The sequence below is a fragment of the Brevibacterium oceani genome, from assembly GCF_013623835.1.
GTDB classification, from domain to species: Bacteria; Actinomycetota; Actinomycetes; order Actinomycetales; family Brevibacteriaceae; genus Brevibacterium; species Brevibacterium oceani.
The window spans coordinates 366,509-387,918 of the sequence record NZ_JABKDE010000002.1 but is presented as its reverse complement, the minus strand read 5'-3'; the positions used below and the strand labels follow the sequence as shown (position 1 = coordinate 387,918).

Annotated in this window: 31 protein-coding genes and 19 tRNA genes; 3 read left to right on the top strand and 47 right to left on the bottom strand. The window is 68.0% G+C overall.

What is annotated here, in order from left to right; all coding sequences use genetic code 11:
• Positions 1-16 precede the first annotated feature (16 nt).
• Positions 17-217, top strand: a complete 201-nt coding sequence (locus HK401_RS05125; protein WP_181273577.1) for a hypothetical protein — start codon at positions 17-19, stop codon at positions 215-217.
• Between the two features lie 73 nt (positions 218-290).
• Here the strand turns inward: HK401_RS05125 and HK401_RS05120 are convergent, their stop codons facing one another.
• From HK401_RS05120 to HK401_RS05110, 3 genes are all read right to left on the bottom strand, one after another.
• Positions 291-671: a hypothetical protein gene (locus HK401_RS05120; RefSeq protein ID WP_181273576.1), complete on the bottom strand. Its 381-nt coding sequence runs from the start codon at positions 669-671 to the stop codon at positions 291-293.
• 103 nt (positions 672-774) lie between these two features.
• Positions 775-1,494 carry an HD domain-containing protein gene (locus HK401_RS05115; protein ID WP_181273575.1) on the bottom strand — a complete coding sequence of 240 codons (720 nt, stop codon included), beginning with the start codon at positions 1,492-1,494 and terminating at the stop codon, positions 775-777.
• 171 nt (positions 1,495-1,665) lie between these two features.
• The gene (locus HK401_RS05110; RefSeq protein WP_181273574.1) at positions 1,666-2,469 is read right to left on the bottom strand and encodes a hypothetical protein; all 804 of its coding nucleotides are present in this window, start codon (positions 2,467-2,469) and stop codon (positions 1,666-1,668) included.
• Between the two features lie 128 nt (positions 2,470-2,597).
• On the opposite strand from HK401_RS05110, the gene HK401_RS05105 reads away from it, so the two are divergent.
• Positions 2,598-3,194, top strand: a complete 597-nt coding sequence (locus HK401_RS05105; RefSeq protein WP_181273573.1) for a hypothetical protein — start codon at positions 2,598-2,600, stop codon at positions 3,192-3,194.
• A 102-nt stretch (positions 3,195-3,296) separates the two neighbouring features.
• On the opposite strand, the gene HK401_RS05100 is transcribed toward HK401_RS05105, so the two are convergent.
• From HK401_RS05100 to HK401_RS04950, 31 genes are all read right to left on the bottom strand, one after another.
• Positions 3,297-3,551 carry a hypothetical protein gene (locus tag HK401_RS05100; RefSeq protein WP_181273572.1) on the bottom strand — a complete coding sequence of 85 codons (255 nt, stop codon included), beginning with the start codon at positions 3,549-3,551 and terminating at the stop codon, positions 3,297-3,299.
• Between the two features lie 327 nt (positions 3,552-3,878).
• A complete protein-coding gene (locus HK401_RS05095) occupies positions 3,879-4,406 on the bottom strand; it encodes an HAD domain-containing protein (RefSeq protein WP_181273571.1) in 528 nt (175 codons plus the stop codon).
• 22 nt (positions 4,407-4,428) lie between these two features.
• A complete protein-coding gene (locus HK401_RS05090; RefSeq protein WP_181273570.1) occupies positions 4,429-5,853 on the bottom strand; it encodes a hypothetical protein in 1,425 nt (474 codons plus the stop codon).
• A gap of 183 nt (positions 5,854-6,036) precedes the next feature.
• Entirely contained in the window at positions 6,037-6,726 is a 690-nt protein-coding gene (locus tag HK401_RS05085) for a hypothetical protein (RefSeq protein WP_181273569.1), read from the bottom strand.
• 150 nt (positions 6,727-6,876) lie between these two features.
• Entirely contained in the window at positions 6,877-7,107 is a 231-nt protein-coding gene (locus HK401_RS05080; RefSeq protein WP_181273568.1) for a hypothetical protein, read from the bottom strand.
• A 110-nt stretch (positions 7,108-7,217) separates the two neighbouring features.
• Positions 7,218-7,727, bottom strand: a complete 510-nt coding sequence (locus HK401_RS05075) for a hypothetical protein (RefSeq protein ID WP_181273567.1) — start codon at positions 7,725-7,727, stop codon at positions 7,218-7,220.
• Between the two features lie 192 nt (positions 7,728-7,919).
• A complete protein-coding gene (locus HK401_RS05070) occupies positions 7,920-8,204 on the bottom strand; it encodes a hypothetical protein (RefSeq protein ID WP_181273566.1) in 285 nt (94 codons plus the stop codon).
• A gap of 86 nt (positions 8,205-8,290) precedes the next feature.
• On the bottom strand, positions 8,291-8,587 hold the full coding sequence (locus HK401_RS05065; protein WP_181273565.1) for a hypothetical protein: 297 nt from the start codon (positions 8,585-8,587) through the stop codon (positions 8,291-8,293).
• Between the two features lie 39 nt (positions 8,588-8,626).
• Positions 8,627-8,800: a hypothetical protein gene (locus HK401_RS05060; RefSeq protein WP_181273564.1), complete on the bottom strand. Its 174-nt coding sequence runs from the start codon at positions 8,798-8,800 to the stop codon at positions 8,627-8,629.
• A 34-nt stretch (positions 8,801-8,834) separates the two neighbouring features.
• Positions 8,835-9,140: a hypothetical protein gene (locus tag HK401_RS05055; RefSeq protein ID WP_181273563.1), complete on the bottom strand. Its 306-nt coding sequence runs from the start codon at positions 9,138-9,140 to the stop codon at positions 8,835-8,837.
• Positions 9,141-9,239: 99 nt separating this feature from the next.
• Positions 9,240-9,827: an exonuclease domain-containing protein gene (locus tag HK401_RS05050; RefSeq protein ID WP_181273562.1), complete on the bottom strand. Its 588-nt coding sequence runs from the start codon at positions 9,825-9,827 to the stop codon at positions 9,240-9,242.
• Positions 9,824-10,618: a nucleotidyltransferase domain-containing protein gene (locus HK401_RS05045; protein WP_181273561.1), complete on the bottom strand. Its 795-nt coding sequence runs from the start codon at positions 10,616-10,618 to the stop codon at positions 9,824-9,826. The genes HK401_RS05050 and HK401_RS05045 overlap by 4 nt, the downstream gene beginning before the upstream one ends.
• A 213-nt stretch (positions 10,619-10,831) precedes the next feature.
• Positions 10,832-11,170: a hypothetical protein gene (locus HK401_RS05040; RefSeq protein ID WP_181273560.1), complete on the bottom strand. Its 339-nt coding sequence runs from the start codon at positions 11,168-11,170 to the stop codon at positions 10,832-10,834.
• A gap of 14 nt (positions 11,171-11,184) precedes the next feature.
• Complete coding sequence (locus tag HK401_RS05035) at positions 11,185-11,352, bottom strand: hypothetical protein (protein WP_181273559.1); 168 nt, start codon at positions 11,350-11,352, stop codon at positions 11,185-11,187.
• 140 nt (positions 11,353-11,492) lie between these two features.
• A complete protein-coding gene (locus HK401_RS05030; protein ID WP_181273558.1) occupies positions 11,493-12,017 on the bottom strand; it encodes an HNH endonuclease in 525 nt (174 codons plus the stop codon).
• A gap of 74 nt (positions 12,018-12,091) precedes the next feature.
• A tRNA-Cys gene (locus HK401_RS05025) sits at positions 12,092-12,166 on the bottom strand.
• Between the two features lie 13 nt (positions 12,167-12,179).
• Positions 12,180-12,252: transfer RNA gene (locus HK401_RS05020), tRNA-Arg, on the bottom strand.
• Between the two features lie 26 nt (positions 12,253-12,278).
• Positions 12,279-12,352: transfer RNA gene (locus HK401_RS05015), tRNA-Arg, on the bottom strand.
• A 1-nt stretch (position 12,353) separates the two neighbouring features.
• Positions 12,354-12,431: transfer RNA gene (locus HK401_RS05010), tRNA-Glu, on the bottom strand.
• 1 nt (position 12,432) lies between these two features.
• Positions 12,433-12,504: transfer RNA gene (locus HK401_RS05005), tRNA-Phe, on the bottom strand.
• 142 nt (positions 12,505-12,646) lie between these two features.
• Positions 12,647-12,719, bottom strand: a tRNA-Arg gene (locus HK401_RS05000).
• 33 nt (positions 12,720-12,752) lie between these two features.
• A tRNA-His gene (locus HK401_RS04995) sits at positions 12,753-12,825 on the bottom strand.
• 28 nt (positions 12,826-12,853) lie between these two features.
• Positions 12,854-12,924 (bottom strand) — tRNA-Gln (locus HK401_RS04990).
• A gap of 103 nt (positions 12,925-13,027) precedes the next feature.
• Positions 13,028-13,100, bottom strand: a tRNA-Met gene (locus HK401_RS04985).
• Between the two features lie 4 nt (positions 13,101-13,104).
• Positions 13,105-13,188 (bottom strand) — tRNA-Ser (locus HK401_RS04980).
• 32 nt (positions 13,189-13,220) lie between these two features.
• Positions 13,221-13,294: transfer RNA gene (locus HK401_RS04975), tRNA-Thr, on the bottom strand.
• Between the two features lie 106 nt (positions 13,295-13,400).
• Positions 13,401-13,475: transfer RNA gene (locus HK401_RS04970), tRNA-Asn, on the bottom strand.
• Between the two features lie 115 nt (positions 13,476-13,590).
• Positions 13,591-13,663 (bottom strand) — tRNA-Asp (locus HK401_RS04965).
• 32 nt (positions 13,664-13,695) lie between these two features.
• A tRNA-Gly gene (locus HK401_RS04960) sits at positions 13,696-13,768 on the bottom strand.
• A gap of 20 nt (positions 13,769-13,788) precedes the next feature.
• A tRNA-Ile gene (locus tag HK401_RS04955) sits at positions 13,789-13,861 on the bottom strand.
• A gap of 57 nt (positions 13,862-13,918) precedes the next feature.
• Positions 13,919-15,496, bottom strand: coding sequence for a TROVE domain-containing protein (locus HK401_RS04950; protein ID WP_181273557.1), 1,578 nt, complete (start codon positions 15,494-15,496; stop codon positions 13,919-13,921).
• Between the two features lie 304 nt (positions 15,497-15,800).
• Between HK401_RS04950 and HK401_RS04945 the strand changes: the two genes are divergently transcribed.
• Positions 15,801-16,379, top strand: a complete 579-nt coding sequence (locus tag HK401_RS04945) for a hypothetical protein (protein WP_181273556.1) — start codon at positions 15,801-15,803, stop codon at positions 16,377-16,379.
• Positions 16,380-16,480: 101 nt separating this feature from the next.
• Here the strand turns inward: HK401_RS04945 and HK401_RS04940 are convergent.
• The 13 genes from HK401_RS04940 to HK401_RS04890 all read right to left on the bottom strand — a co-directional run bounded on the left by HK401_RS04940 (position 16,481) and on the right by HK401_RS04890 (position 21,294).
• Positions 16,481-16,553, bottom strand: a tRNA-Lys gene (locus tag HK401_RS04940).
• An 82-nt stretch (positions 16,554-16,635) separates the two neighbouring features.
• Positions 16,636-16,708, bottom strand: a tRNA-Pro gene (locus HK401_RS04935).
• Positions 16,709-16,730: 22 nt separating this feature from the next.
• Positions 16,731-16,815: transfer RNA gene (locus tag HK401_RS04930), tRNA-Tyr, on the bottom strand.
• Positions 16,816-16,912: 97 nt separating this feature from the next.
• A tRNA-Trp gene (locus HK401_RS04925) sits at positions 16,913-16,985 on the bottom strand.
• Between the two features lie 84 nt (positions 16,986-17,069).
• Positions 17,070-17,198: a hypothetical protein gene (locus HK401_RS20615; protein WP_258234007.1), complete on the bottom strand. Its 129-nt coding sequence runs from the start codon at positions 17,196-17,198 to the stop codon at positions 17,070-17,072.
• A gap of 107 nt (positions 17,199-17,305) precedes the next feature.
• Entirely contained in the window at positions 17,306-18,310 is a 1,005-nt protein-coding gene (locus HK401_RS04920) for a ParB/RepB/Spo0J family partition protein (RefSeq protein WP_181273555.1), read from the bottom strand.
• 202 nt (positions 18,311-18,512) lie between these two features.
• Positions 18,513-18,743, bottom strand: a complete 231-nt coding sequence (locus HK401_RS04915) for a hypothetical protein (protein ID WP_181273554.1) — start codon at positions 18,741-18,743, stop codon at positions 18,513-18,515.
• A gap of 210 nt (positions 18,744-18,953) precedes the next feature.
• Positions 18,954-19,463 (bottom strand): single-stranded DNA-binding protein, encoded by a 510-nt coding sequence (locus HK401_RS04910; protein WP_181273553.1) that lies wholly within the window; start codon positions 19,461-19,463, stop codon positions 18,954-18,956.
• Between the two features lie 276 nt (positions 19,464-19,739).
• Positions 19,740-19,967, bottom strand: a complete 228-nt coding sequence (locus tag HK401_RS04905; RefSeq protein ID WP_181273552.1) for a hypothetical protein — start codon at positions 19,965-19,967, stop codon at positions 19,740-19,742.
• A gap of 41 nt (positions 19,968-20,008) precedes the next feature.
• Positions 20,009-20,248: a hypothetical protein gene (locus HK401_RS04900; protein WP_181273551.1), complete on the bottom strand. Its 240-nt coding sequence runs from the start codon at positions 20,246-20,248 to the stop codon at positions 20,009-20,011.
• The gene (locus HK401_RS04895) at positions 20,245-20,556 is read right to left on the bottom strand and encodes a beta/alpha barrel domain-containing protein (protein WP_181273550.1); all 312 of its coding nucleotides are present in this window, start codon (positions 20,554-20,556) and stop codon (positions 20,245-20,247) included. Before HK401_RS04895 ends, HK401_RS04900 begins: the two co-directional genes overlap by 4 nt.
• A 215-nt stretch (positions 20,557-20,771) precedes the next feature.
• Positions 20,772-20,903 (bottom strand): hypothetical protein, encoded by a 132-nt coding sequence (locus HK401_RS20610; protein WP_258234006.1) that lies wholly within the window; start codon positions 20,901-20,903, stop codon positions 20,772-20,774.
• 13 nt (positions 20,904-20,916) lie between these two features.
• Positions 20,917-21,294 (bottom strand): hypothetical protein, encoded by a 378-nt coding sequence (locus HK401_RS04890; RefSeq protein WP_181273549.1) that lies wholly within the window; start codon positions 21,292-21,294, stop codon positions 20,917-20,919.
• Positions 21,295-21,410 lie beyond the last annotated feature (116 nt).

Genomic DNA, 21,410 nt, shown 5'->3' with positions numbered 1-21,410 from the left:
TCGGAAGGAATCGATCATGATCGGCACCGACGACCACAACGAGAACGACGAGAAGACGACCAAGCGAGCCGGGCCAGTGGCCCGGCTGAAGAAGCTCTACGAGGACCGCCCGGTCCCCTTCGCCGTCGGGGTGATCGGGATCTCGGCGATCCTGCTGCTCGTCGGCGGGCTGATGACGGGCGAGATCAGCGCGATGACGCTGGCTCCCGGTCCGTGATCGAGCAGCGTCGCAGAAAAAAGAGAGACCCCCGCAGGAGCATCTGCTCCCACGGGGGTCTCTCTGCGTGCGGTCAGGCCGCGGCGGGCTCGTGGCTCTCCTTGGCCTCGCGCTTCACGGCGCGCTCGGCGTCGAGCCCGGTCAGGGCCGACTTCATGCCCTCGTAGGCGGCGACCGCGGCGTCACTGGCCACGCCCGCTCGATCCATGGCCGCGACGACCAGTCGCAGGGCCGAGGGGTTGAAGTCAGCGGCGGAGCCGTCGACCATCGACGCGGCGATGGTCCGGTGGGACTCGTACTCGCTGCCCGACAGCACAGTGGCGATGCGGTCGCGCAGACGACGGGTCTCGTCGTCGGTGAGGTCGAAGGTCAGCGCGAACCGGGGGCGTGTGACGGTCTTGCCGGTGCTGGTCTTCGACGAGGCGTCGGCACGGGTGATGGTGAATGCGGTCATGGTTCTCTCCTTGATCGTCCGGGCGGTGCTCGCCGCCCGTTGCTCGTGGTGCTCTCTTCTCTTCTTCCGGCGAGGCTGCGCCGAGCCTCTGCCCGCTCCGGCTTCAGGCGACGCCGTGCTCGCGGGCCAGCTCGCGCAGTTCTTCATCGAGCCGTCGCACGTCGTCCCCGGCGGTGCCGCGGTGCGCGGACCGATCGATCTCGTCGGCGACGACCGAGACGGCCGGCAGGTACTTCTTCAGCATCCGCAGCAGCTTCTCGTCCATGCCGTGGCCGAGCTGGTGCCGGATCGAGCCCGCGTTGTCCTTGAGGTCGCTGGCCTTGATGAGCAGCGCCTCGGACCCGGAGCTCGCCAGGGCCGCGATGTGCTCGCGGTACTCGGCGTGGCTCATGCGCGCCTTCGGGTTCGTCACCGTCGTGACGAGGTGAGCCACGCGGTGGCCGTACAGGCGCTTCAGCAGCATCGCTGGGGCCTCGTCGTCCCGCTCGGGATCGCCGAAGACCTCGACCAGTTCAGCGCCGCAGTCCTCGAGGATGTCGTGCAGCAGCGCCGCGGCGATCAGTTCGCCGTCGCGGCTGCCCCAGCGGATCATCCGCAGGGCGACCCGCAACGGGTGCTCGATGTAGGGCACGCGGTCCATGTCTCCGCGCACGAAGCGCGTCTGGTTGCGGTGCAGGAAGCTGGCCATGGTCAGCGCCGAGGTGATGAGCTCGCTCGCCCCGGGCATGAGGCGCGAGGTCTCGCGGTCGAGCTCGACGACGAGCATGGCCGCGTCCATCCGCTTGAGCGGGACGCGCGGGAACAGGGTGGGCAGTGCGGACATGGCGGGCTCCTCGATCCGGCCCGCGCCTGCGCACGAGCGATGTGCTCTGTCAGAGCCGACCCCGGCGAGGCTGCGCCGAGCCAGCCCCTCTCCACGGGGCCTGCGGCAGAAACGACGAACCCCGCCACCGGATCGGTGACGGGGTCCTCGATGACAGATCGTCGGCGGGTCTTAGCGAACGGAATCCCTGCGCAGGTCGAGGCCGAGCCCCTTCTCGAGCTGGGTGATCGTATTGCGCAATGACCGATGGTCCGATGGCGTGGTCACCAGCGTCGACGACCGGCCGTCGAAGTCCACGCGCCGGTGGCCTGAGCTCACAAAGGTGATCTCTGCGCCGCGGGCACGCAGTAGCTCCTCCAGCTCGTTCATCGACGTCGGGTAGCGGGTGCCTTGGCCGCCGCGGCCGCGGGGCATCCCCGGTGACACCGGCTTGTTCCGCAGCGCACGCGATCGCGGGATGACCGAGACGACGGTCTCGTCCGCCAGGCCGAGGACCACGGCGTGGTCACCGCGCAGGTGGACGCTCTTGGTGCCGTCGTCGTCGAGCCACTCGTCCTCGGGGTCGTTGATGATCTCGGCGAGATCGGCGGGATCCAGGCCGAATTCGGCGACGAACGGCTGCACGCCTGGCAGCACCTTGATGCTTTCGGCGCTGAGCAGCGGGGCGGATTCCGGCGGCTCGTCGCCGGTGACGGTCGAGAACACCGGGACCTGCGCCGAGCCGCACTTCGGAGCGAGCTCCGCAGGGGTGGGCACGGACCGAACAGTCTGAACCGAGCTCTTCCCTGCAGCTGCGCTTGCAGTCGCAGCACCGCCGGCGGCCTCCATGGCCGGAGCGGCCTCGTCCAGCAAAGCGCGCAGGTCGTCGAGATCAGCCTCGGTCAGACTCAGCGTGACGAGCCCTGCCATCGTCAAGTGCGCGCCGATGTCGGTGCGTCGGAGCGCGAATGCTCCTCGTTCGTGGGATGCGGGCATGTCTCCTCCTCCATTCCTGGCGAGCGTGTGCGTCGCCACGAACGCTCCCGTCCCGGCTGCGCCGGGCTCTGCACGCGACCGTCGTAGCATCATTCTGCATCATCATCTATGATGGTCGTATGATCTTGATGAACATGAAGGACACCTACCCAGGCATCGCTGCGAGCCTCCGCGCCGGAACCGACGTTTCGAAAGCGCTGCAAGATCTGAGCAGGTGCACCGGCGGCGACTGGCCGGATCTCAGCGACCGCTATCTGCGCGAGCATGGCGACTACCTGCTGAGCACTTACGATGGCATCGTCGTCGCGACGTATCGCCCATTGACTCACACCCGCGTCATGGTGCCGCCTTCGAGCCCATCGGCGAAGGATCCGACCGCGCTTGTGCCGAAGGTACGCTTCGACGTCGAGCCGGCGCTCGAAATGACTTGGCTGATCGGCCAACCCCAGCCCGGCGGTCCGTTGCAGCGAGGTGAGGCCCGGGGCACGCGGAAGGTGGCCACGCCTCCCGAGCGGTCGCACGCCGACTACGACGAGTGGTTGGCCGCAGTGCGTTCCGCTGCGCGCACGACCCTCCCCTCCGGCGTCGAGTCGGTGTCGCCACCTGCTGGTTCGGACGGCGTGGAGGTCGCCGTCCGCCATGACGGGGCGATGGTGATCACGGTTCCGCCTGACATGATCAAAGCGGTCCTCGCCGGAGGCGGGCTCGAGCGATTGACGAGCTGACTGACTCGTGGTGACAAAAAACAGCCCCCGGCAGGAGCGTCCGCTCCCCCGGGGGCTGTTGTCATCGAGAATGGTGATGATGAGTGCGCACAGCGTCCGAGCTCAGGCGGTCCGGCCGCGCAGGCCGACGACGCTCCAGCCGATGACGACGGCTGTTAGGTAGGTCGAGCCGGCGATCTGGCCCATGGCCACGGCGAGCTCCTGTGTGCCGACGATGCCGCCGATCATGGCGGCGATCGAGAAGACGGCGAGCACGGCGAAGATCTCCATGAGACCGAGGAAGAAGCCGATGATGACCCGTTCCTGCCGGGTCTCGAGCGCGTCCTGGGTGATGCGGCGGATGATGAGCGAGAGCATGGCGTTCTCCTGACCTTGCGAGATGGTCCTGTCGTGGTGGCCCCAGGCGGATTCGAACCGCTCGTGCGGCTGTTGCCGCACGTCCCCGGGTGGTGATCCGACCCGGGGTTCTGCATCGCCCTGTCCAGGGGAGCCGTGTGATCGACGTGGGTCTCCGATGCAGTGCACTTCTGCAACTGGCACTGCGCTTCGGGAATCCACTTCTGTCAGCGCATCCCCCGGCGAGGCTGCGCCGAGCCCACTCCGCGCACTGATCGTCGTCCCAGAATGAGAAAGCGCAGCCCCGCTCCGGGACTTCCGGAGCGGGGCTGGTGCCATCTCGTCGAGTCAACCGACGACCAGGCCGTCGGTCCGAGCTCGCACCAGCGACGAGACGAGGTCGATCTCGACGGCGGTCAGGCCCGCGCCTGAGTCGGGGCTGATGATCCGCAGGCGAGGGTCCCGCAGGGTCTGCCCGGCGACTTCCCCGGCGACGATCGCGTCGTCGATGTCGTCGTCGATCCAGACCAGACGCGCGTCGTCGGGCGCGTCGCGCAGCCACCGCTCGACGGCGGCGAGCTTCCACCACGACCGGGGAGGGTCGGGCCGGAGGAACTCGTCCTCGCTGGCGAGGTGGCCGAAGCGCGGCAGCGACAGCGTCCTCTCCAGGTCGTCGGTGTACGGCGACCGCCAGGTGGTGTGCCAGAGGACCTCCGCGCCGGCGGCGTGCCAGCCCTTGAGCGCGGCGACGACCCGGGTGAGGACCTGGGTGCCGTGGTTGACGCGCGGCAGCTCGATGCAGCCGGGGGCCGGATCGGCGAGCGTGACCGGGGCGAGCACCCCGTCGACGTCGCAGGCGATGGTGATGGTGGGCATGAGGGTCTCTCCTTCTCCGCTCCTACGCGGTTAGTCGCGGCATCCAGTCGACCGAGGTCTTCTTCAGCCGCCCGGCGGGCACGTGGTGCGACAGCGCCGACGACGCCGCCGGTGCCATGTCGATGGCGTAGAGCTGCTCGCCGGCGTCGTCGTTGAGCATGATGTCCAGCGACCACTGCCCCTCGAGCTCGAGGGCCGGCAGGATCGCGGCGACCTCCTGCTCGACTGTGCTCCTGAGCCGCTCGAAGCGCTCCATGAGCACCGGCAGGTGCGCCCGGAACACGATCGCGTCGTGGCGCATGTCGGGGTCGTCGGCATCGGCGCGCTGCTCGAACCGCTCGAGCATGACCTCGGGGTCCCAGTACGGGGCCACCGCGAGCAACTCGTCGGCGTCGCAGTCGACGAAGCAGCGGAACTCGGTGCGCAGCGGCATGCCGTGGTAGATGGTCGGCGACCCCGACTCGTCCTCGATCCACTCGCGCACGACCCACTCATTCGTCGTCGAGACGCCGACGATGGGCCCGGGCTGATTGAGCGGCGAGGCCATCTGGTTCGCCTGGAACTGGATGTAGGCCAGGTACCGGCCGATCTCGCGGACCTCGGCTGGGTCGTGGACGTGGGCGTTGCGGAAGTCGAACTTCGACGAGTAGGTCCCGGTCCTGATGAAGTAGGACTTCGATTCGTCGAGCTCGAAGGCCTCGCGCGTCCAGGCGTCGATGATCTCCATCGTCGTGGGCGTGAGCTCCCCGTAGCCGAGCCTCGTCATCTGCAGGATCGGCAGCGGCACGCGCCGCACTGTCGTCTCGGGGACGCGGAGGAATCCGGTCGTGGCGACCGCCCGCTCCAGTGCTCCGAGCCAGTGGCCCATCGACGTCGGATTGCGCGACAGCGCCGCGTAGAGGACGGGGTCGAGGTCGAAGGTGTCGAGCATGGCGTTGATGCCGAGCAGGAGCTGCTCGCGCTGGTCATCATCCTGCTCCTGGCGGGCCCGCTCCAGGGCGGCGACCAGGACCGGATAGGCCGGTTCTGCCGCGTCGCGGACTACGCGCGTGCCGGTCAACTGCGGGCGCAGGCGCTCGGGCAGGGCCATGACCTCGTCGAGGGAGACCCCGTCCGAGCGCTCGGCATCGGGGCCCGCTTCCAGCGCCGCGGGGTCGTGGCGCAGAGCGTCGACGATGCCGTCGACGATGTTCTGCACGGCCTCCTGGTCGGCCTCGGCGCGAGCCCCGTTCCCTGCGCGGGACATGGCCGCGGCCTGCCGCGAGTTCACGTCGAAGAAGTTCTCGGACACCGGGGACCGGTCCTCGAAGTCGCTGTAGGCGGCCTCGAACGCTACCAGCGCCTCCGGCGTGGTGCGCAGCCAGTCGGCGATCTGCTCATTGGTCGGGCTTGGATGCTGGTCGGGCCGGCCGGCGAGGGCCGAGCGCAGTGCGCTGATGATGCTCATCGGTGACTCCTGTGTAGATGGACGCGGCGCAGGCGTCGGCCCGGCGTTGCTGTCGCTGCGGATCCCGGCGAGGCTGCGCCGAGCCCTCTCCTCCTGCTCCGCCTGGCACGAGCGGAAAAGACGAGACCCCGACGCCACGGCGGCGACGGGGTCTCGTTGCGGGCTCGGTCTCGACGGTTCTCCTCAGTAGTAGTCGTCGTAGCCGGCGGTCTCGAACTCGTCGCCCCAGTCAAGGCCGGCGACCTCGTCGCTCAGGCGCTGCATCCGCTCGGCGGTGCTCGGGCCCGCTGCGCCTTTCTTGCGCGCGTAGTACCCCTGCATGAGCTCGCCCGCTTCGGGGTACTCCTCGAACGGGTCCGGGTACTTCGCTCGATAGGCCGCCAGGGACTCGATCCCCTGGTGCTCAATGAGCCTCACGAGGTCCGGTCCGTCCTGGTCACGGTCGGAGAACTGAGCGGTGTCGGCGGCGATGATCTTCGCTCGCGTGAGCGTCGGCACCGAGGCGATCGCCATGTCGATGTTCTTCAGTCCGTCGTCCTGCGGCTCCCACTCGGCGTCGTAGATCGCGGCGACCTCGTCGGGGTCGTTGCCTCCGAGGTTGTCGTTGTTCAGCCAGTCCTTCGCCAGTCCTGTCCGCTCGGCGACCGTCGCGATGGCGTCCTGCACGGCGGCGGAGTAGTCCCGGGTCATCGTGTCGATGTCGACGGTCAGTGCCCGTTCGTCCTCGCGGATGCCGTGCTTGAGGAGGGCATAGCCGCCGATGGCTCGGATCTGGATGGGCTCGTCGAGCTCCAGTCCCTCCAGCTCGTGGTCGAGCAGGGACAGGGCATGGTCAAAGTCCCCGACGGGTCTGCGGTCAGCGCTGTGGGTCATGATTAATACTCTTTCGACTCATATGCGAGTGGGTCACTCACGCCCTATCCTCGCCCAGTCGAGAGAGCGAGTAAATGACGACGGCATGAAGAAAGCCCCCGGCCGAATGGCCGAGGGCTTTGCTCTCTGGGGTGGTGTCTGGTGCTCAGGTCATGGCGCGGTCGCGCCGCCGGGCTCGTCGGCCCGTCGCCTCCTGACGCGCCTGGTCGTGACGGCGATCGCCACGACGAGCACGGCGACGCCGACGGCCAGGAGCACGATCCTGAGGACGAGGTGGGTGATGAGCAGAGCGAGGATGAGGCAGAGCGCGCCTCCGATCCAGCTGATCCAGATCAGCGGCCTCTCCCCTGCGGAGGACTTCGGTGCTGCGGCGTCGGGCATGGCTCTCCTTTTCGTGATGTTGTGCGAGGAACTTCTTCCATTGTCGAACATGTGATCGATGGAGGAGGAGCCCGACGCGCCGCGGTGCGAGAGCGTCGCCCTCGAGCGGTCTACAGGTAGATGCCGACCCGCGTGTAGTAGTCGTGGACGAACGTCGGCTGGTCGTCGAGGTAGAGCGGGCGCTCCAGTTCGCCGACCTCGTGGAGGCCCGCGAGGTTCGGGAAGCGCCGGGTCGCCATCTCGAGGCGTCCGGTGCGGATGAGCATGTGCTTCATCAGGTACGTCGTCTCGTGGCTCATGCGGTTCAGGTCCATCGCTGCCAGCTCGTCGTCGCGCCTGCCGGTGCGGCGGGCCTGGATCTGTGCCGACAGGCTGGCCGGGTCGATGGCGTTGGTCTTGCTCGGCGCGGGTCCCAGTGTCTGGAACAGACGGTTGAGGTAGCGCCACAGACCCTGGTAGTCCAGGGGCGACCAGTCGGACTGGTCGGCGTAGTAGAGCGCGTCGTCGTGCATGGTGTGCGCTCCTCGGTGCGTGGTGGTCGTGGTCGGGGCATCGCAGCGCGGTCGCTCGGCGAACGGGTCGGTGCTCGGCGCGCCGAGCACGCTGAAGGCCTTGCCCATCACGGCGCGGGGAGGGCGCTCGGCCTCGAGCTCGATGACGAACAGACGTCAGACGCCGGCCGTGGCGTGCGGTTTTGTCATGGCCTCAGTCTACCGTCGGGGTGTGCGAACGCAGGCATGAGGAATCCCCGCGGTCAGCATGGGCTGAGCCGCGGGGAGACGAGGGAACGGTGGCGCTCCACCGAGTCCGGTTCAACGCGAGATGCGGATGGGACCGAGGTCCTTTTCCGACTCGTGCTCTTCGTCCTCCTGGGCCGTGCGCGAGGTACTGCGACGCTTGCGGACGTAGAGAGCGACCGGCACCCAGACGGCGGCGCTGAAGCCGATGATGACGATCGATGGCAGAGCGTAGCCGGTCCACACGCTCGATCCGATCATGGCCACAACGACGAGGACGTTGATGGTGAACGCGCCGATGACGGCGAGGACGAGCAGTCCCCGGAGCGCGCGGAGGATCCGTTCGCGAAGAGCGTCCATGACGAGCCCTCCTTCTGCTGGTGATGGTCTGGTGTCCCCCACCACCCCGGATCGGCTGCGCCGATCGCCCTGGGGCGAAGGCGAGGTCAGCCGACCTTCCTGTCGGCAGGTTCGATCCTGGTCGCCCCGGAGTTCTCCTGCAGGCCCGTCGCGGCGTCGTACCAGAACCCGCCGTGGGCCCGGATGAGGGTCTTGGCCTCGCGCGCGCCCCATGGTCCCGGGATCGCCGGGACGTGCCTGACGTCGATGACGGCGCAGTCGCCGAGGTCTTCGGCGACGCCGCGCTGGTTCTTCCAGGCTGGGTGGTCGAGCACGCGGGCCACGGAGACGATGTCCCCGACGGCGACGTCGGTCAGTGGTGCGGCTGAAGCGGTGCTGGTCATGTGCGGTCCTTCTGCAATCGGCGGCGTCGGTGCGGCGGGTCAGGTCTTCGTGGTGCGTCGCGAGCTGACTGCGCACAGCACCCGCAGCGGTGCCTTGACGGCCCAGAACGCGATCTCGCTCATCGGCGTTCTGGGACGAGGGGTGCTGGTGTCTCGTGAGTCGGCCCCATGCCTGCGGCACATGCGGAACCAGGCGAGCTCCCATCGGTTCATGGCGATCTCCTTCGATCGGTGTCGGCGCGGGTTTCTACCCACGCGGCGGTTGGACGACGAGCAATCGCGATCCGGGGATCCGGTGGGCGGTGTCTTCGGTGAGCACCCAGACGTCGCCGGCGTGCTCCGGGGCGCGGGAGTCCATGACGGTCTTCACTCGTGCAGTGCCGATGCCGTCCTCTGCGAGGTCCCGGACGGCGACGACATCGCCGGGGCGCAGCAGGCGCGCGCTCTTGCCGGCGACCGCGAGATGACGGCCATGGCTCTCTGCGAAAGTAAGGTCGGAGACCTTGCCGTCAAGGGCCAGGTCGATCAGGGCGTTGGTGATGATGTCGGTCATAGTGCCCTCCTGGGCTGATTGGGGAAGGAAGTGCGCGCGGCGGAGCGCCCGGCCGAGCAGCGTCTGCTGCGTCGACCGGGTTCACCGAGACGCGGCGGATCAGGGCCGGATGAGGCCTCGGAGCGTCTCGCGCTGGCATCGTGCCTCGCCGAGCGTCCAGCGGATGTCGTCGTGCGCACGGTGGCTGGTCGCTCCCTCGCCCGCGGGCACGTGCTCGTGGATGCGCGCGTCGTCGGCGAGTTCCAGGCCCGGGAGGTAGAGGTTCAGGCTCTCGCGGACGCCGGAGACGTCGATCATCCGGTGGGTGAGCAGGCGGGCGAGGCGCGGCATCTGCAGCTCGATCATGTAGAGGTCGAGGCGACAGCTGGAGCCGAGCACGATGCCCGCGCCGTCTCCGGCGACGCCGTGCTCGTGAAGCCAGTCGGCGGCCTCTTCATCGACGGCGTCGAGACGAAGATCGGACTCCCGCACGGCCTCGAGCAGGCCGTTGTCGGTGTGCATCCGGCGCACGTAGTCGTTCATCCGGGCCTCGAGAACGTCCTCGGGCTGGAAGACCACGCGGTTGCCGAAGTCGGCCACGACGTCGAGGTCGCGGTCGACCAGCAGCATGGCGAACTCGAGGATGGCGTCGTCGGCCGGGTGCAGCCCGGTGGTCTCGAGGTCGATGGGGACGGGGGTCTGGGTCAAGGGCTCAGTCCTTCTCGGTGGGGTCGGTCGTCGGTGGGTCGGCCCTCGTCGAGCGCCGTCTGCCGGAGGTCCTTCAGCAGCGCGTCGACGCGGTCCGTGTCGGGCCGCTTCGGCAGGCCGCACTCCTCGTCGAGGCTGCGCAGCTTCTCGGTGAGGGCGTCTGCCCGATCCAGGACGTCCTCCAGGCTCAGTTCGCCGGCCCGCGTGGCCGTGACCAGCGCGCGCTGGCCCCGCGGCATCGGCAGCTCGTAGCCGCCGGTCTCGACGAGGGCGACGCCTTGGATGAGCAGCCGGAGCAGGTGCCCGGCGAACTTCGTGTCGTAGCCGTGCTTCTCGACCAGCTCGGGCCGGTTCGTGCGCTTGGACCGCTCCCCGGTCAGCGCCTTGCGCTGGCTGAGCGCATAGCCCATGTGCGAGGCGATCGCCTGCTTGGTGACGAACAGCGAGCGGTTCTCGATGAGCAGCCGAGCGGCCGCTGAAGTCGTCTCGACGAGGTGCTCCGGGCTCCACAGCAGCGAGAGCACCGTGGGGTTGCCCTTCGCCGCCAGCGAGACGTACTTGCGCAGCGGGTGCAGCGTGACATCCGTGTCGGCGGAGGTGGAGCGTCGGCCGAGGTCGGTCTGCTTCGTCTTTGCCTCGGCGAGTCCGTAGATCTGGTCGTCGGACTCGAGGTAGATACCCATGAGGTCGTGGTCGCTGGCATCGGTTGCGGTGCCGTACGCCCGTGAGCCGTACTCGGCCAGGAAGAGGACGGTCTCGTCGTTGGTGCGCAAGTACGTCTCGATGGTCATGGGTGCCTCCTCGGTGCTGGTGAAAAAAGGGGGTGACCCCGACCGCCGCCGCGGTGCTCTCGCTGGCGGGAGGCCGGCGCGCTCGTCCATTGCGGCGTGGCTGCGCGTGCAGCTGCTTCTCGCGGATCGAACGCGGCTCGGACGCCTCGCAGCACTGGCGCGGCTGTCGTCGTGACGGCGGTCGGAGTCGGTCTGTGGTGCCGGTCCTGCGCCTCAGGCGAAGACCGACGGACGGTGCATGCCGAGGACTCGGCACAGCTTCTGGTGGAGGTCGACCTGACCCCAGTCGCGGTACTTCCCGCGGGCCTCGAGGCGGAACCGCAGCGAGTTCTCGATGCGGGCGGCCGCGGAGGGGTTGAGACTGAAGCGGATCAGCGGCAACGGAGAGGCGAGCTGAGCCTCGATCTGCGCCGCGATCGCGCGGTGCGACTCGTACCGGCTCTTGCCGAGGCTCTTCAGCACGGCGTCCAGTGCCTGCTCGTCCTCGAGCACGTCCCGGTTGAGAGTGATCTCCAGGTGGCGACCGGACTGAACGGGAGCGATGGTGATCATGGCGTTCCCGTCGCTCAGGCCCGGGTCTCGGCGTAGCCGCACACCGAGCAGGTGTAGGTGATGCTCCCCCGCTGACGGACGCTGCGGGCACTGGACTCCATCTCGACGTCGGCGTCGTGGGTGCAGGTGCAGTTGGGGCAGGACATGGCGACCTCCGTGTGAGCGGTGATGTTCTTCGTCACCACTGCTTCCGGACCGGCTCCGCCGGGCCCTCCCCGCCCCCCCAGCACCCGCCTCCTGCGCTGGAGGACGTAGGGCTCCGAACGACGACAGCGCCCCGTCGCATCTGCGGATGCAGTCGACGGGGCGCTGAGAAGCCGAGTCAGACTGCCAGGCCGATGGCCTCGAGGTCGGCTCCGAGCTGGGCGATGCCGACGACGAGCGTGTCTCGGCGAGTGACCTCGCGGGGCTGCCAGAGCAGCTCCATGCCTGCCTCTTCAGGCGTGCGGTCGGCCTTTCGTCCGTTGCACGGACCGCAGGCGGCCACGGTGTTCAGCCAGGCGTTCCGGCCGCCGCGGGAACGGGGCAGGACGTGGTCGACCGTGGCAGCGCCCGCAGCGCCGCAGTAGGCGCAGCGGTGCTCGTCGCGGACCAGCAGACCGCGGCGGGACCACGGCATAGGCGAGTACGCGGAGACGGACCTGACCATGTCGCGGAAGGCGATGACCCGCGGCATGTTGAAGACTCGGTCGCCGGCGGTCTGGACGTAGGCGTCCGGCACCGCCTCGATGACCGTGGCGCGCTCACGGGCGAGGAAGACCATCGCCCGGTGCAGGGTCACGATGCCCAGCGGCTCGAAGGACGCGTTGAGCACGGCGACGGACGCGCCACGGCTGCGTATTCGCATGGTCTCGCTCTTTCTCTTCGATGGGTGGCCTGCAGGGCTGTCGTGGACGACGACTCAGCAGCGGATGTCATGGGTGGAGGCGAGCACCGGAGTCGAACCGGTCTGCACGGGGTTGCGGCCCGCAGCCTCTGCCGCTCGGCCAGCTCGCCAGGTGTGGATGTGCGCCCTCGGCGGGATTCGAACCCGCATCCGTCGGTGTAGGAGACCGCTGCTCGGTCCGTTGAGCTTCGAGGGCCGGTCATGGGTGGTCGGGTGGACGAGCGCCCGCAGCAGGACTCGAACCTGCGGCCTCCCGCTCCGGAGGCGGGCGCTCTGATCCACTGAGCTATGCGGGCCTGGTGACTCCAACCGGATTCGAACCGGTGTCGGGAGATTGAGAATCTCCTGTCCTGGACCGGGCTAGACGATGGAGCCGTGTCCTCGGCAGGCGTCGAACCTGCACCTCCCGGTCTTCAGCCGGGCGCTCTGCCACCTGAGCTTCAAGGACGAGGACTCGCGAGAGATCTGGTCGAGGACGGAACATAGGCGCTCTGCCGATTGAGCTACTGGCCGCTGGCCAGACGGGACTCGAACCCGCAGCCTCCCCATTAGCAGTGGAAGTAGCCGTCCTCTTCGCTTCTCGCGAATCGTGCCCGCAGCAGGACTCGAACCTGCAGCCTCCGGCTTCGCAAGCCGGTGCGCTGTCCGTTGCGCCATGCGGGCGGGTGCACGTGGGTGACGACGTGCGGCGTCCCGGGTGACTGACCGGGGTTGAACCGGCGACCTCCTGAGCCACATTCAGGCGCTCTGCCAGCTGAGCTACAGCCACCATGTGATGCAGCAGTCGCTGCATCCCGCTCCCCCGCAAGGATTCGAACCTCGGTCTCCTGGTCCAGAGCCAGGCGTCCTGCCGTTGGACGACGGGGGATCAACGGAGCATGGCCGCTCCGCAGGTCGAGACGTCGCCGGGGCCATCCGGCTCGGTCTCTTCTTGGTGCGCACCCGAGGTTTTCAGCCCCGTGCCGCACCCGTCGCTGGAGGTGGGCTCGAACCACCGACCCTCGGCTCATGAGGCCGCTGCTCTTCCGACTGAGCTATCCAGCGCGAGCGGAGAGTGCGGGGATCGAACCCGCGCGCCCCGTCAGGGACGACGCCTTAGCAAGGCGCTGCATTGCCGCTCTGCCAACTCTCCATGCAGCGCTTGCGGCGCGCTGCGGGCCGTCGAGCTCCGAGCGGGATTCGAACCCGCGACTTCTCGATTACGAAACGAGCGCTCTGGCCGACTGAGCTATCGGAGCGGAATGCGGCGTGGCTGCGGGGCCCAAGGCGTCCCATGGGTCCGAGCTTTGAACCGATCAGAGGTGCAACCTCCGATCGAAGACGATCGCGCCGCGCGCCGTCTCGCTCCCCCGGCTGGACTCGAACCAACCTGTCTCCGCCTTAACAGGGCGGCGCACTCGCCTGGTGTGCTTCGGGGGAATGAGCGGAGAGAGACAGAGTCGAACTGCTGGGGATCGCTCCCTCGCCCGGTTTTCGAGGCCGGCTCCCCACCGCTGGGGAGTCACTCTCCATGCAGGACGTCAGGGCGTCCTCGCGGTCCTGACCGGGTTCGAACCGGCGATCTTCTGCGTGACGGGCAGACGAGGACTCCGCTCCTCCACAGGACCAGGTGCCGGGATCGCGCTCCCGGCGGGCGTCGAGCGAGCAGCCGGATTCGAACCGGCGTCATCTGCTTGGAAGGCAGAGGTACTGGGCCTCTGTACGATGCTCGCGAAACGGCTCGTCGCCGTCGTGCCGAACCCTGGGATCGAACCAGGGGCCTCCGACGTATCAGGTCGGCGCTCTCACCGCTGAGCTAGTCCGGCTCGCGCCCGTCGACGCCGCAGGATCGCTGCAGCGCCGACGGGCGGATCGGGAGATGATCACTCCCAGGGCCACGCCCCGGCGAAGCCGTGCTCGACGCGCTCGACCAGGTCGAAGCTGGCGTCGGACAGGCCGCCGAACGCGTGCCGGTGCGCTCCCGAGGGGGCGTGGCCGGCGCGGTAGCCCGCGAGGTTCCAGGTGAAGGCGTGCACCTTCTCCGGTACGGACGCGAAGACGTCGCCGCGGCCGTAGTAGCCCGAAAAGCCCGCCTGCTCGTCGGTGAGGACGATGACCCGGTCGTGGCCGGCGTAGTGCCGGTCGACGGCCCCGCGGGTGTTCGTGCCGCCCATGTCGGACGGCATCCGGTCGGCGAGGCGGAGCACGCCGTCGCCGCGGCGGTGCGCGACTTCCTCGGAATCCGAGCCGAAGCGCACCAGCGTGACGTCCTCACCCCGCAGGGCCAGGGCCGCACCGAAGACGGAGGCCGCGTCCATGCGGGTGAGCGTGCCTCGCTCGGAGAGCGGGTAGCTCATCGATCCCGAGCAGTCGACCAGCACGAGCGTGCGGCCCTTCAGGGCCGGGACGTTCTCGGTCGAGACCTCCATGGCCTTCTGCAGCGCCGGAGCGAACTCCAGCGGCGCGTTCCGGTAGGCCGAGAGCAGTCGCACCGGCATGACGCCGGAGCGGCGGACCTCGTCCGGGTCGGCCAGGCGGTCGGAGACCTCTCGGACGACCTCGGCGCTGACGCCCGACTCGACGATGCGCCGCAGGTTCATCATCAGGGCCGTGTAGCCCATCGAGTCGACCAGCTCCTCCCAGACCTCGCCCGGGATGGTGCCGAGCGCTCCGGCGATCACCTCGTGGGTGAGAGCGGCGTCGCGGCGGATCGTCGAGCCGTCCTCGAGCAGCGTCGAGAGCTGCTCGCCGCGGCCGAGCGCCAGGAAGTCCCTGCGGGCGCGCATGATGAGCAGGTCGTCGAGGACCGCCTCTCGACCGTAGGCCTCGGTGAGGATCGCCTCGAACAGCGCGCCCTGCCGGGCGTCCTTCGGGCTCGGGTGGACGAGGTTGAGCACGTCGCGCATGCCCACGTCGCCGCGGGAACCCTTGCCGCGCCACTTCAGCACGCTGGCCTCGTTCCAGGTGCGCACCGCGCCGTCGCCGACGCCGCGCTTGACGGCGATCGGGATCGAGCGGCCGTACCGGGCGATCCAGCAGGCCAGCAGTTCGGCGGGCTCGTCGGCCCGGGCGATCGCCGCGTCGACGATCTTTCGGGTGTGACCGGCGGCCTGAGCGACGAAGCGTGCGTGGGCCGCGGCGACGGCGACGTTGACCGCCGAAGACCGCAGACCCGCCGTGCGGCGCAGCCAGCCGACGAGGCCGAGCACCCAGGTCGGATCGCTCACGGCCACCCCGGCGACGAGGCGCTCGATGCGCTCGGCGCGGTCGCCGGCGCTCTCGTAGAAGAGGTCCTCGTTGAGGTCGGTGACTGCGGCGAGGAACAGCTCGGCCTGGGCCTCACGCAGCCAGCCTGCACCGCCCTCGAAGGTCAGAGCGTCCGGCGCTGCCGTGTCGCGGGAGACCGTGCTCACTGCGGTGCGTGGGGCGTTCGTGGTGGTGTTGCGGTTGTATCGAGCCATGGCGGTTCTCCTTGTCATGGTTGGGGGTGAGTGCCGCCTGGTCGGCTCTGATGAAGTGTGCTCGCTGAGATCCAGGTGCATCGGGAGGCTTGTTCCAGAAGTAGCCCGATGCTTCGCTTCAGCGAGGAGTTATAGGTGCGTCGATAGGAATGGGGAGAAGGTCTGTTGTGGCGCGCTTTCGGTAGAATGCGCGGAAAGCAGTCGATCAAGGGGGATCAGAATGGCAGGTTGTACAGCACCGATCCGTGGACATCGGAGTCCGACGGCAGCTGCCAAATGCCCAGTGAATCACGGCGGCATCGGAATGTATTCCGCCGGCTCGTCGGTCGGGGCGGTCAGCAGGTCGCACCCGCCATCGCCCACTCCTGCGGTGGTGCCGCCGTCGCAGGCGGCGCGTCAGATCGATGGCGACAAGCAGGTCGAGATTCTGGTCCGACTGGGCTTGAGCGATGACAGGAGCGATGAGCTCATCGACATCCTCAACACAGCCGCTTGGGATGTGATCGATGCTGTCGACGGCAAGCGGCGGTCGTCCCACCTCCTGTGCGAGCTCTTCAACAGTGCTGCACAGTTCCTGGAGCAGAATGCGCCGGACAGCCTCGCTCAGCAGGCGGTCAAGGCGATCGTGGGGTCGGCCCTGGACAATGCTGGGGGCCTCCTGGCGTCCTCGCCGTGCAGGACGATCATCGTGACCTCCATTGCCGAGTTCAGCACGAAGTTGACGGACGGTCTGGCCGTACCTGACCTCGCCAAGGTCGTCATGGCCCTGAGGCTGTTCGCGACGCTGGTGTGCCCGAACAGCTGCAGGGACTCAGAGGAGGCGTCGCGTCAGCTGGGCAGGATCGTCACAGGCAAAGCCCTGTCCGACGCTCACGGCGGGTAGGTCGCCACGGCGAGAAGCGGAGGGCTCGTCGAGATTGAGTCGCGTCGAGTGATCGTTTCAGTGGAAGTGAAGTAACTCGATGCTGCGCTTCGACGAGCGAGTGCGCCCCCTGGGGATCGAACCCAGGACCCCTCGGTTAAGAGCCGAGTGCTCTGCCGGCTGAGCTAGAGGCGCATGCGGACCGCGCGAGATCAGATTGCTTCGGGTGTCGATTCACCAGAAGAAGTAACCCGATGCTGCGCTTCGCGCGGTCTCGTCCGGATAGCAGGGCTCGAACCTGCGACTTCCCGCTCCCAAAGCGGGCGCTCTCCCTACTGAGCTACATCCGGTCGTGAGAGCCGAGGGCTCTCGTGGTTGGGCGGGCGGGACTCGAACCCGCGAAGTCCGGAGACGCCTGATTTACAGTCAGGTGCAATAGCCGCTATGCGACCGCCCAGTGGCACCGGGTCCCGCTGGTGGGAGTCCGGTGCGAATGACATCCGCTGTTGAGTTGTCAAGGATCTGCGCCACTCGGCTCTCGCCGGGGCGTTGCGCATGGGTGGGGAGAATCGAACTCCCTGTCGGCGGTTTTGGAGACCGCTGCCTCGACCAGTCGGCCTCACCCATAGACGACGAAGGAGCCGCCGCCTTGGATCGTGCGATCCGATGGCGACGGCTCCTCCTCTGTGCGCGAGAACGGGGAAGTGTTCTCTACGTGGGGAGCGTGGGCATCGGATCGACGGGGTACGGCTTGGACCAGCCGTGATTCCTCGTCTGGAACCCGGGCATGGCGGCATCGAGGACCTGCGATGAGGTCGTGCATGCGATGCGGATGCTCATGTCCGTGCTCCTTCCGACATCCTGTGGAGTGCTCTGTCTCGAACCACTCTACACGACTCGCGCGCCTTTCGCTCGTCTTTCAGTCGCGAGTCGGTGTCACTCGTAGTTCAGACGGCTTGGATGAGCTTGCTGGTCCCACCGGGCAGATAGAGTGCCTTGTTCCGATACTTGGCGAGTTCTTCCCAGTACAGGGGATCGACATCGATGAGTTTCGAGCGACCTCCCGCTTGTCCGTTGATCCAGTCGATCAACAGCATGGCCGGGACGATCTCCTGTTCACCGCCCTTGTTCGCGATCACGCGATCGATGAAGTCGGTGCTGGTCTCGCCCATGATGGCCCCGACGACTGCTGCGTCCGGCACCACGAGGGCGTGCTGCCGGATCCACTTGAAGGCCCTGAGCTTCGCCCGGTTATAGACCTCGCTAGCTCGCGTGGTCTTGAGGTTCAGAGACAGCCCTGAGGTGAGCACCCACCGAAGCACGTCGTCGCTGTCGTCCAGGTTCTGCTTGGTATAGGGCTTGTTGCTCTTCGGGTAGATCTTGTACGTCTCCGTGATGGCGCGGATCGAGTGCAACCGATTGCCGAGCCCGGTGAACCCGAACTCTGCGTAGACGGATTCGATGCGCGTGGAGATCGGGTCGTTCCAGCCGATGCGGGCCTTGTAGAGGTCCTGCGGTCCGAGGCGCTTGCCCATCGTGTTGTAGGCCTCGAAGAGCTTCGCCTCGCGCTCGACGTCGGCGACGTCGATGACGACAGCACGGAAGTACGTGTACCCCTTTCGAGCAGCGGCCGTGATGGTGTGCTGTCCGTCGATGATGTACATCTTCCCGTCGGGCCGACGAGAGATGATGGGGTATCGGTACAGGCAGGGGTCGAAGTTGTCCGTGATCTTCTTGGCGTGATCCTCTCGGAGCTCACGCTGGTACACGTCGCGAGCGACGTCGACCTGCGACATATGCAACAGGGTGAGCGGCAAGCCGATGATCAGGCCGTTGTCGACGAGGAACATCATCTCGTCGTCGGTAAGACTGGGGAATCCGTTGTTGTCTAGTCGCGGTGGGCGGCCGAGAAAGGTGTCGCTGATCGAGTTGCTGTCGGTAGACTTGGGCATGGTACGAGTTCCTTCTTGACTTGAGACTCGTGCTTTTGGCCCTGCTGCGGTGCAACGCATCGGGGCCTCGCGACCCACCGGGTGTCTGCCCGGTGGGTCGTCTGGATTCTGCTGGGGTGGTGCCGCTGCGCGAGCAAGCACGAACGCTCGCGTGTGTTAGGCGAGGCCGTCGGAGGGTCCGAGGCTCACCTGTTGGTGCGCCTCACTCGACGTCGAGCCGCCCGGTGATCGAGCGGAACCGAGTCGTCGGCAGCGTCCCGCTGGCGGGAACCGCGAACTCCTCGGAGGCGTGCAGGTGCAGCTTCTGCGCGAGGGCCGAGGCGATGGTCTCGGCGTCGCAGCGGTCGTCGACTTCCGTGACGATCGCGGCGATCTCGGCGCGCAGCGCCGCGTCGTGGTCGGGAGTCTCGGCGGGGGCAGTGTCGGTGCTCATGCGGTCTTTCTCTGGGTCGGTCGCTGATAAGACGGATCCCCGGCCGAGAGCCGACGTCGGCGTCTCGGACCGGGGATCCAGGCGGTGCGTATTCAGTTGTCGCGGCCGTGTCGTGCCCACGGGGGCGCTTCCATCCCTGCGACCTGCGTCGCGTCGGGCGGTCCACCCCAGGCGGGCATCGGTTCGACCGTGGTCAGCCGTCCTGACGGATCAGAACGGGGGCTCGTCGTCGCCGACAGCGCCGGCGGCGACCGGCTGCTGGGCGGGCTGGGTCTGCGGAGCAGGAGCCGCAGCGGGAGCCGGCTGACCCTGGGCGGGAGCCTGGGCCTGCAGCTTCTGGTTCTCGGCCTCGAGCTTGGCGGCCCGGCGGGCGTCGCGCACGTGCTTGGGCTCGACGAACCAGATGTCGTCGGCGATGGCCTTGAGCTCGTAGACGGTCTGGCCGCCGCGCTGGAACTTCTGGTTCTCCAGGTGCGTGGTCACGGCCACGATGTCGCCCTCGTGCGCGGAGCCGTACGGGGTGCGCGCCACGTCGGTGCCGGCGTTGACGAAGGTCTCCAGCGGGATCGCCTGCGAGTTCCACTTGCCGTCGCGCGACTTGAAGTTGTTGTCGGCGTAGACGCTGATCAGCACCTTGCTCGAACCGTCCTGGTTCGGGAAGACCTTGGGATCGGCGGCGAGTCGACCGATGACGTTGCCGTTGTTGTTGGGGTTCGACATGAGAGATTCTCCTCGTTGTGCACGATGCGCACGGGCCCGTCTGCTCCGCGCGCGATGATGGGTTGAGATATTCGGTTGTCTGTCATGGCCTGCCCCGAATCGGCTTCGCCGATAGGACGACCGTGGTCGTCGAGCTCCTCGTCAGCTGCGCTGTTCGAGTGCTCCTGCTCTTCTCCAGGGGTCGGCTCCGTCGACCTCCAGTGCTCTTGCACTGCTGTGTCCGCGTCGGCTGCGCCGACGTGACCTGCACCCACGCACCTGACCGTCCGAGCGCACCTACGCCCGCGGGCTGTCGTGGCCTGAGGCCCTGATGTCGCGCAGCTGGGCTTCGAGCTGATCGGCACCGGCGACGTCGCCGATCCGGCGCGCATGCTGATAGCGGACTTCGAGCCGCTGGACGAAGGCCTCCTCGGCGTCGGTCTGTGCCTGCTTCGGGGCCAGAGCGTGCCGCGCGATGAGCCAGCCGGCCCAGGCGATGAGGACGATGGTGAGGATGACGGTCATGATGCTCGCCCTCCCGGGGTCGATGGGTGGCCGTGCCCGGCTCAGAGGCCGAGACGGCGGCGGATGTCGTGCTCCAGAGCGCTGCGCCCTTCGGCTCCCAGCGACTCCAGGGACAGGCAGGCGATGAGGTTCTGCGTCTTCAGTTCCTCCGCTTGTTTCCGCTGCAGGTCCAGACCCTCCTCGGCGAGGACGGCGAGCCGGCGCAGGCGTTCCTCGATGGATTCGAGCTCGTCGACGCTCCGCCGCTGCAGGCGGGCGGTCTCGGCCTCGTCGTCGGTCACAGGGTCACCTCGACCTCGTAGGCGGTGGCCGAGAACGGACCGACGCTGAGTGAGCTGACGATGCGGACCAGGCCCTGTTCGACCAGGTTCGTGGTCAGCCCAGTGTGCTCGGACCAGCCCTTGATGAAGACGTTGCCGGGGCTCGGCTCGAGGTCGTAGGCGGACAGGTTCGTCGAGATGTGCTCGTAGCCCTCCTCGGTGAGGAGGAAGAGAGCCCGCTCCACGTCGTCGTGGATGAGCGTGCCGAAGATCGTGACGAAGCCGAAGTCGATGGTGACGTCGGGCTTCTCGGCGGAGGTGATGAGCATGACGATCGTGCCTCTCGTGCGTCGGTGGTCGGGTTCGTGCTGGGGCCGCCGCGGGCGATGCCGCGACGGCCCCGGATGCCGTCACGGCACATGGCCGGATCGGCGGTTGGTGGCCTCCGATCCCCCGTGGCTTCTTGCGGCTCTGCGCACGGTGTGACGTGGGGTGCGGGCCGCGCAGCATGCGCGGAGGACCGGAGGCGGTCTGGGGTGCAGGATCAGCTCCGACGGGCGCGTCGCATCGCGCGCCGCTCGGCCAGTCGGTCGGAGTCGGTGGGCGGGCCGGTCCTGCTGGTGGCAGCCACAGCGATGACGATGAGCGCCGCGGAGGTGATGATCAGGGTGAGCACGGGCCCTCCTCGGTCAGAACTCGTAGACGGTGACCGGCACGGCACCGGCGTCGTCCGCACGGACCGGGTGCCAGTCCGCCCCGGTGTTCCAGTCGAGTCCGAAGGTGCCGTCGGCCCCGATCGTGGGCAGGGCGTGCCGGGTAACCACGCCGCGCGGCTGGACGGTCCGTCCGTGGACGCGGGTGTCCTCGTCGACGAGCCCCGCCGCGGTCGACAGTGCTATGAGCGCGTCCACCTCCTGGGCGAAGTCCTGGGGATCGACGTGGCCGGGCATGAACGCCGAGCGGCCGCCGCCGTCGATGAACGCCGCCGAGACGCTGCCGTCGGGCAGCACGGTCTCGAAGCGCTCACGGATGGTCTCGTCGATGGTGTCGTGAACGGTGATGCACATGGCTGAGCCCTTCGTTCGGTATTGCTGGATGAAGTGCGACGCGCCCACCCGTGGGACCTCGATCTCGCGAGGGAGAGGTACGCAGGCGCATGCCTCCTGCGTTACGGAGTCGAACC

Coding starts and splice junctions, on each gene's coding strand:
- HK401_RS05125 (WP_181273577.1), top strand. CDS start 17: ATGATCGGCACCGACGACCACAACGAGAACGACGAGAAGACGACCAAG.
- HK401_RS05120 (WP_181273576.1), bottom strand. CDS start 671: ATGACCGCATTCACCATCACCCGTGCCGACGCCTCGTCGAAGACCAGC.
- HK401_RS05115 (WP_181273575.1), bottom strand. CDS start 1,494: ATGTCCGCACTGCCCACCCTGTTCCCGCGCGTCCCGCTCAAGCGGATG.
- HK401_RS05110 (WP_181273574.1), bottom strand. CDS start 2,469: ATGCCCGCATCCCACGAACGAGGAGCATTCGCGCTCCGACGCACCGAC.
- HK401_RS05105 (WP_181273573.1), top strand. CDS start 2,598: ATGAACATGAAGGACACCTACCCAGGCATCGCTGCGAGCCTCCGCGCC.
- HK401_RS05100 (WP_181273572.1), bottom strand. CDS start 3,551: ATGCTCTCGCTCATCATCCGCCGCATCACCCAGGACGCGCTCGAGACC.
- HK401_RS05095 (WP_181273571.1), bottom strand. CDS start 4,406: ATGCCCACCATCACCATCGCCTGCGACGTCGACGGGGTGCTCGCCCCG.
- HK401_RS05090 (WP_181273570.1), bottom strand. CDS start 5,853: ATGAGCATCATCAGCGCACTGCGCTCGGCCCTCGCCGGCCGGCCCGAC.
- HK401_RS05085 (WP_181273569.1), bottom strand. CDS start 6,726: ATGACCCACAGCGCTGACCGCAGACCCGTCGGGGACTTTGACCATGCC.
- HK401_RS05080 (WP_181273568.1), bottom strand. CDS start 7,107: ATGCCCGACGCCGCAGCACCGAAGTCCTCCGCAGGGGAGAGGCCGCTG.
- HK401_RS05075 (WP_181273567.1), bottom strand. CDS start 7,727: ATGGGCAAGGCCTTCAGCGTGCTCGGCGCGCCGAGCACCGACCCGTTC.
- HK401_RS05070 (WP_181273566.1), bottom strand. CDS start 8,204: ATGGACGCTCTTCGCGAACGGATCCTCCGCGCGCTCCGGGGACTGCTC.
- HK401_RS05065 (WP_181273565.1), bottom strand. CDS start 8,587: ATGACCAGCACCGCTTCAGCCGCACCACTGACCGACGTCGCCGTCGGG.
- HK401_RS05060 (WP_181273564.1), bottom strand. CDS start 8,800: ATGAACCGATGGGAGCTCGCCTGGTTCCGCATGTGCCGCAGGCATGGG.
- HK401_RS05055 (WP_181273563.1), bottom strand. CDS start 9,140: ATGACCGACATCATCACCAACGCCCTGATCGACCTGGCCCTTGACGGC.
- HK401_RS05045 (WP_181273561.1), bottom strand. CDS start 10,618: ATGACCATCGAGACGTACTTGCGCACCAACGACGAGACCGTCCTCTTC.
- HK401_RS05040 (WP_181273560.1), bottom strand. CDS start 11,170: ATGATCACCATCGCTCCCGTTCAGTCCGGTCGCCACCTGGAGATCACT.
- HK401_RS05030 (WP_181273558.1), bottom strand. CDS start 12,017: ATGCGAATACGCAGCCGTGGCGCGTCCGTCGCCGTGCTCAACGCGTCC.
- HK401_RS04950 (WP_181273557.1), bottom strand. CDS start 15,496: ATGGCTCGATACAACCGCAACACCACCACGAACGCCCCACGCACCGCA.
- HK401_RS04945 (WP_181273556.1), top strand. CDS start 15,801: ATGTATTCCGCCGGCTCGTCGGTCGGGGCGGTCAGCAGGTCGCACCCG.
- HK401_RS20615 (WP_258234007.1), bottom strand. CDS start 17,198: ATGAGCATCCGCATCGCATGCACGACCTCATCGCAGGTCCTCGATGCC.
- HK401_RS04920 (WP_181273555.1), bottom strand. CDS start 18,310: ATGCCCAAGTCTACCGACAGCAACTCGATCAGCGACACCTTTCTCGGC.
- HK401_RS04915 (WP_181273554.1), bottom strand. CDS start 18,743: ATGAGCACCGACACTGCCCCCGCCGAGACTCCCGACCACGACGCGGCG.
- HK401_RS04910 (WP_181273553.1), bottom strand. CDS start 19,463: ATGTCGAACCCCAACAACAACGGCAACGTCATCGGTCGACTCGCCGCC.
- HK401_RS04905 (WP_181273552.1), bottom strand. CDS start 19,967: ATGACCGTCATCCTCACCATCGTCCTCATCGCCTGGGCCGGCTGGCTC.
- HK401_RS04895 (WP_181273550.1), bottom strand. CDS start 20,556: ATGCTCATCACCTCCGCCGAGAAGCCCGACGTCACCATCGACTTCGGC.
- HK401_RS04890 (WP_181273549.1), bottom strand. CDS start 21,294: ATGTGCATCACCGTTCACGACACCATCGACGAGACCATCCGTGAGCGC.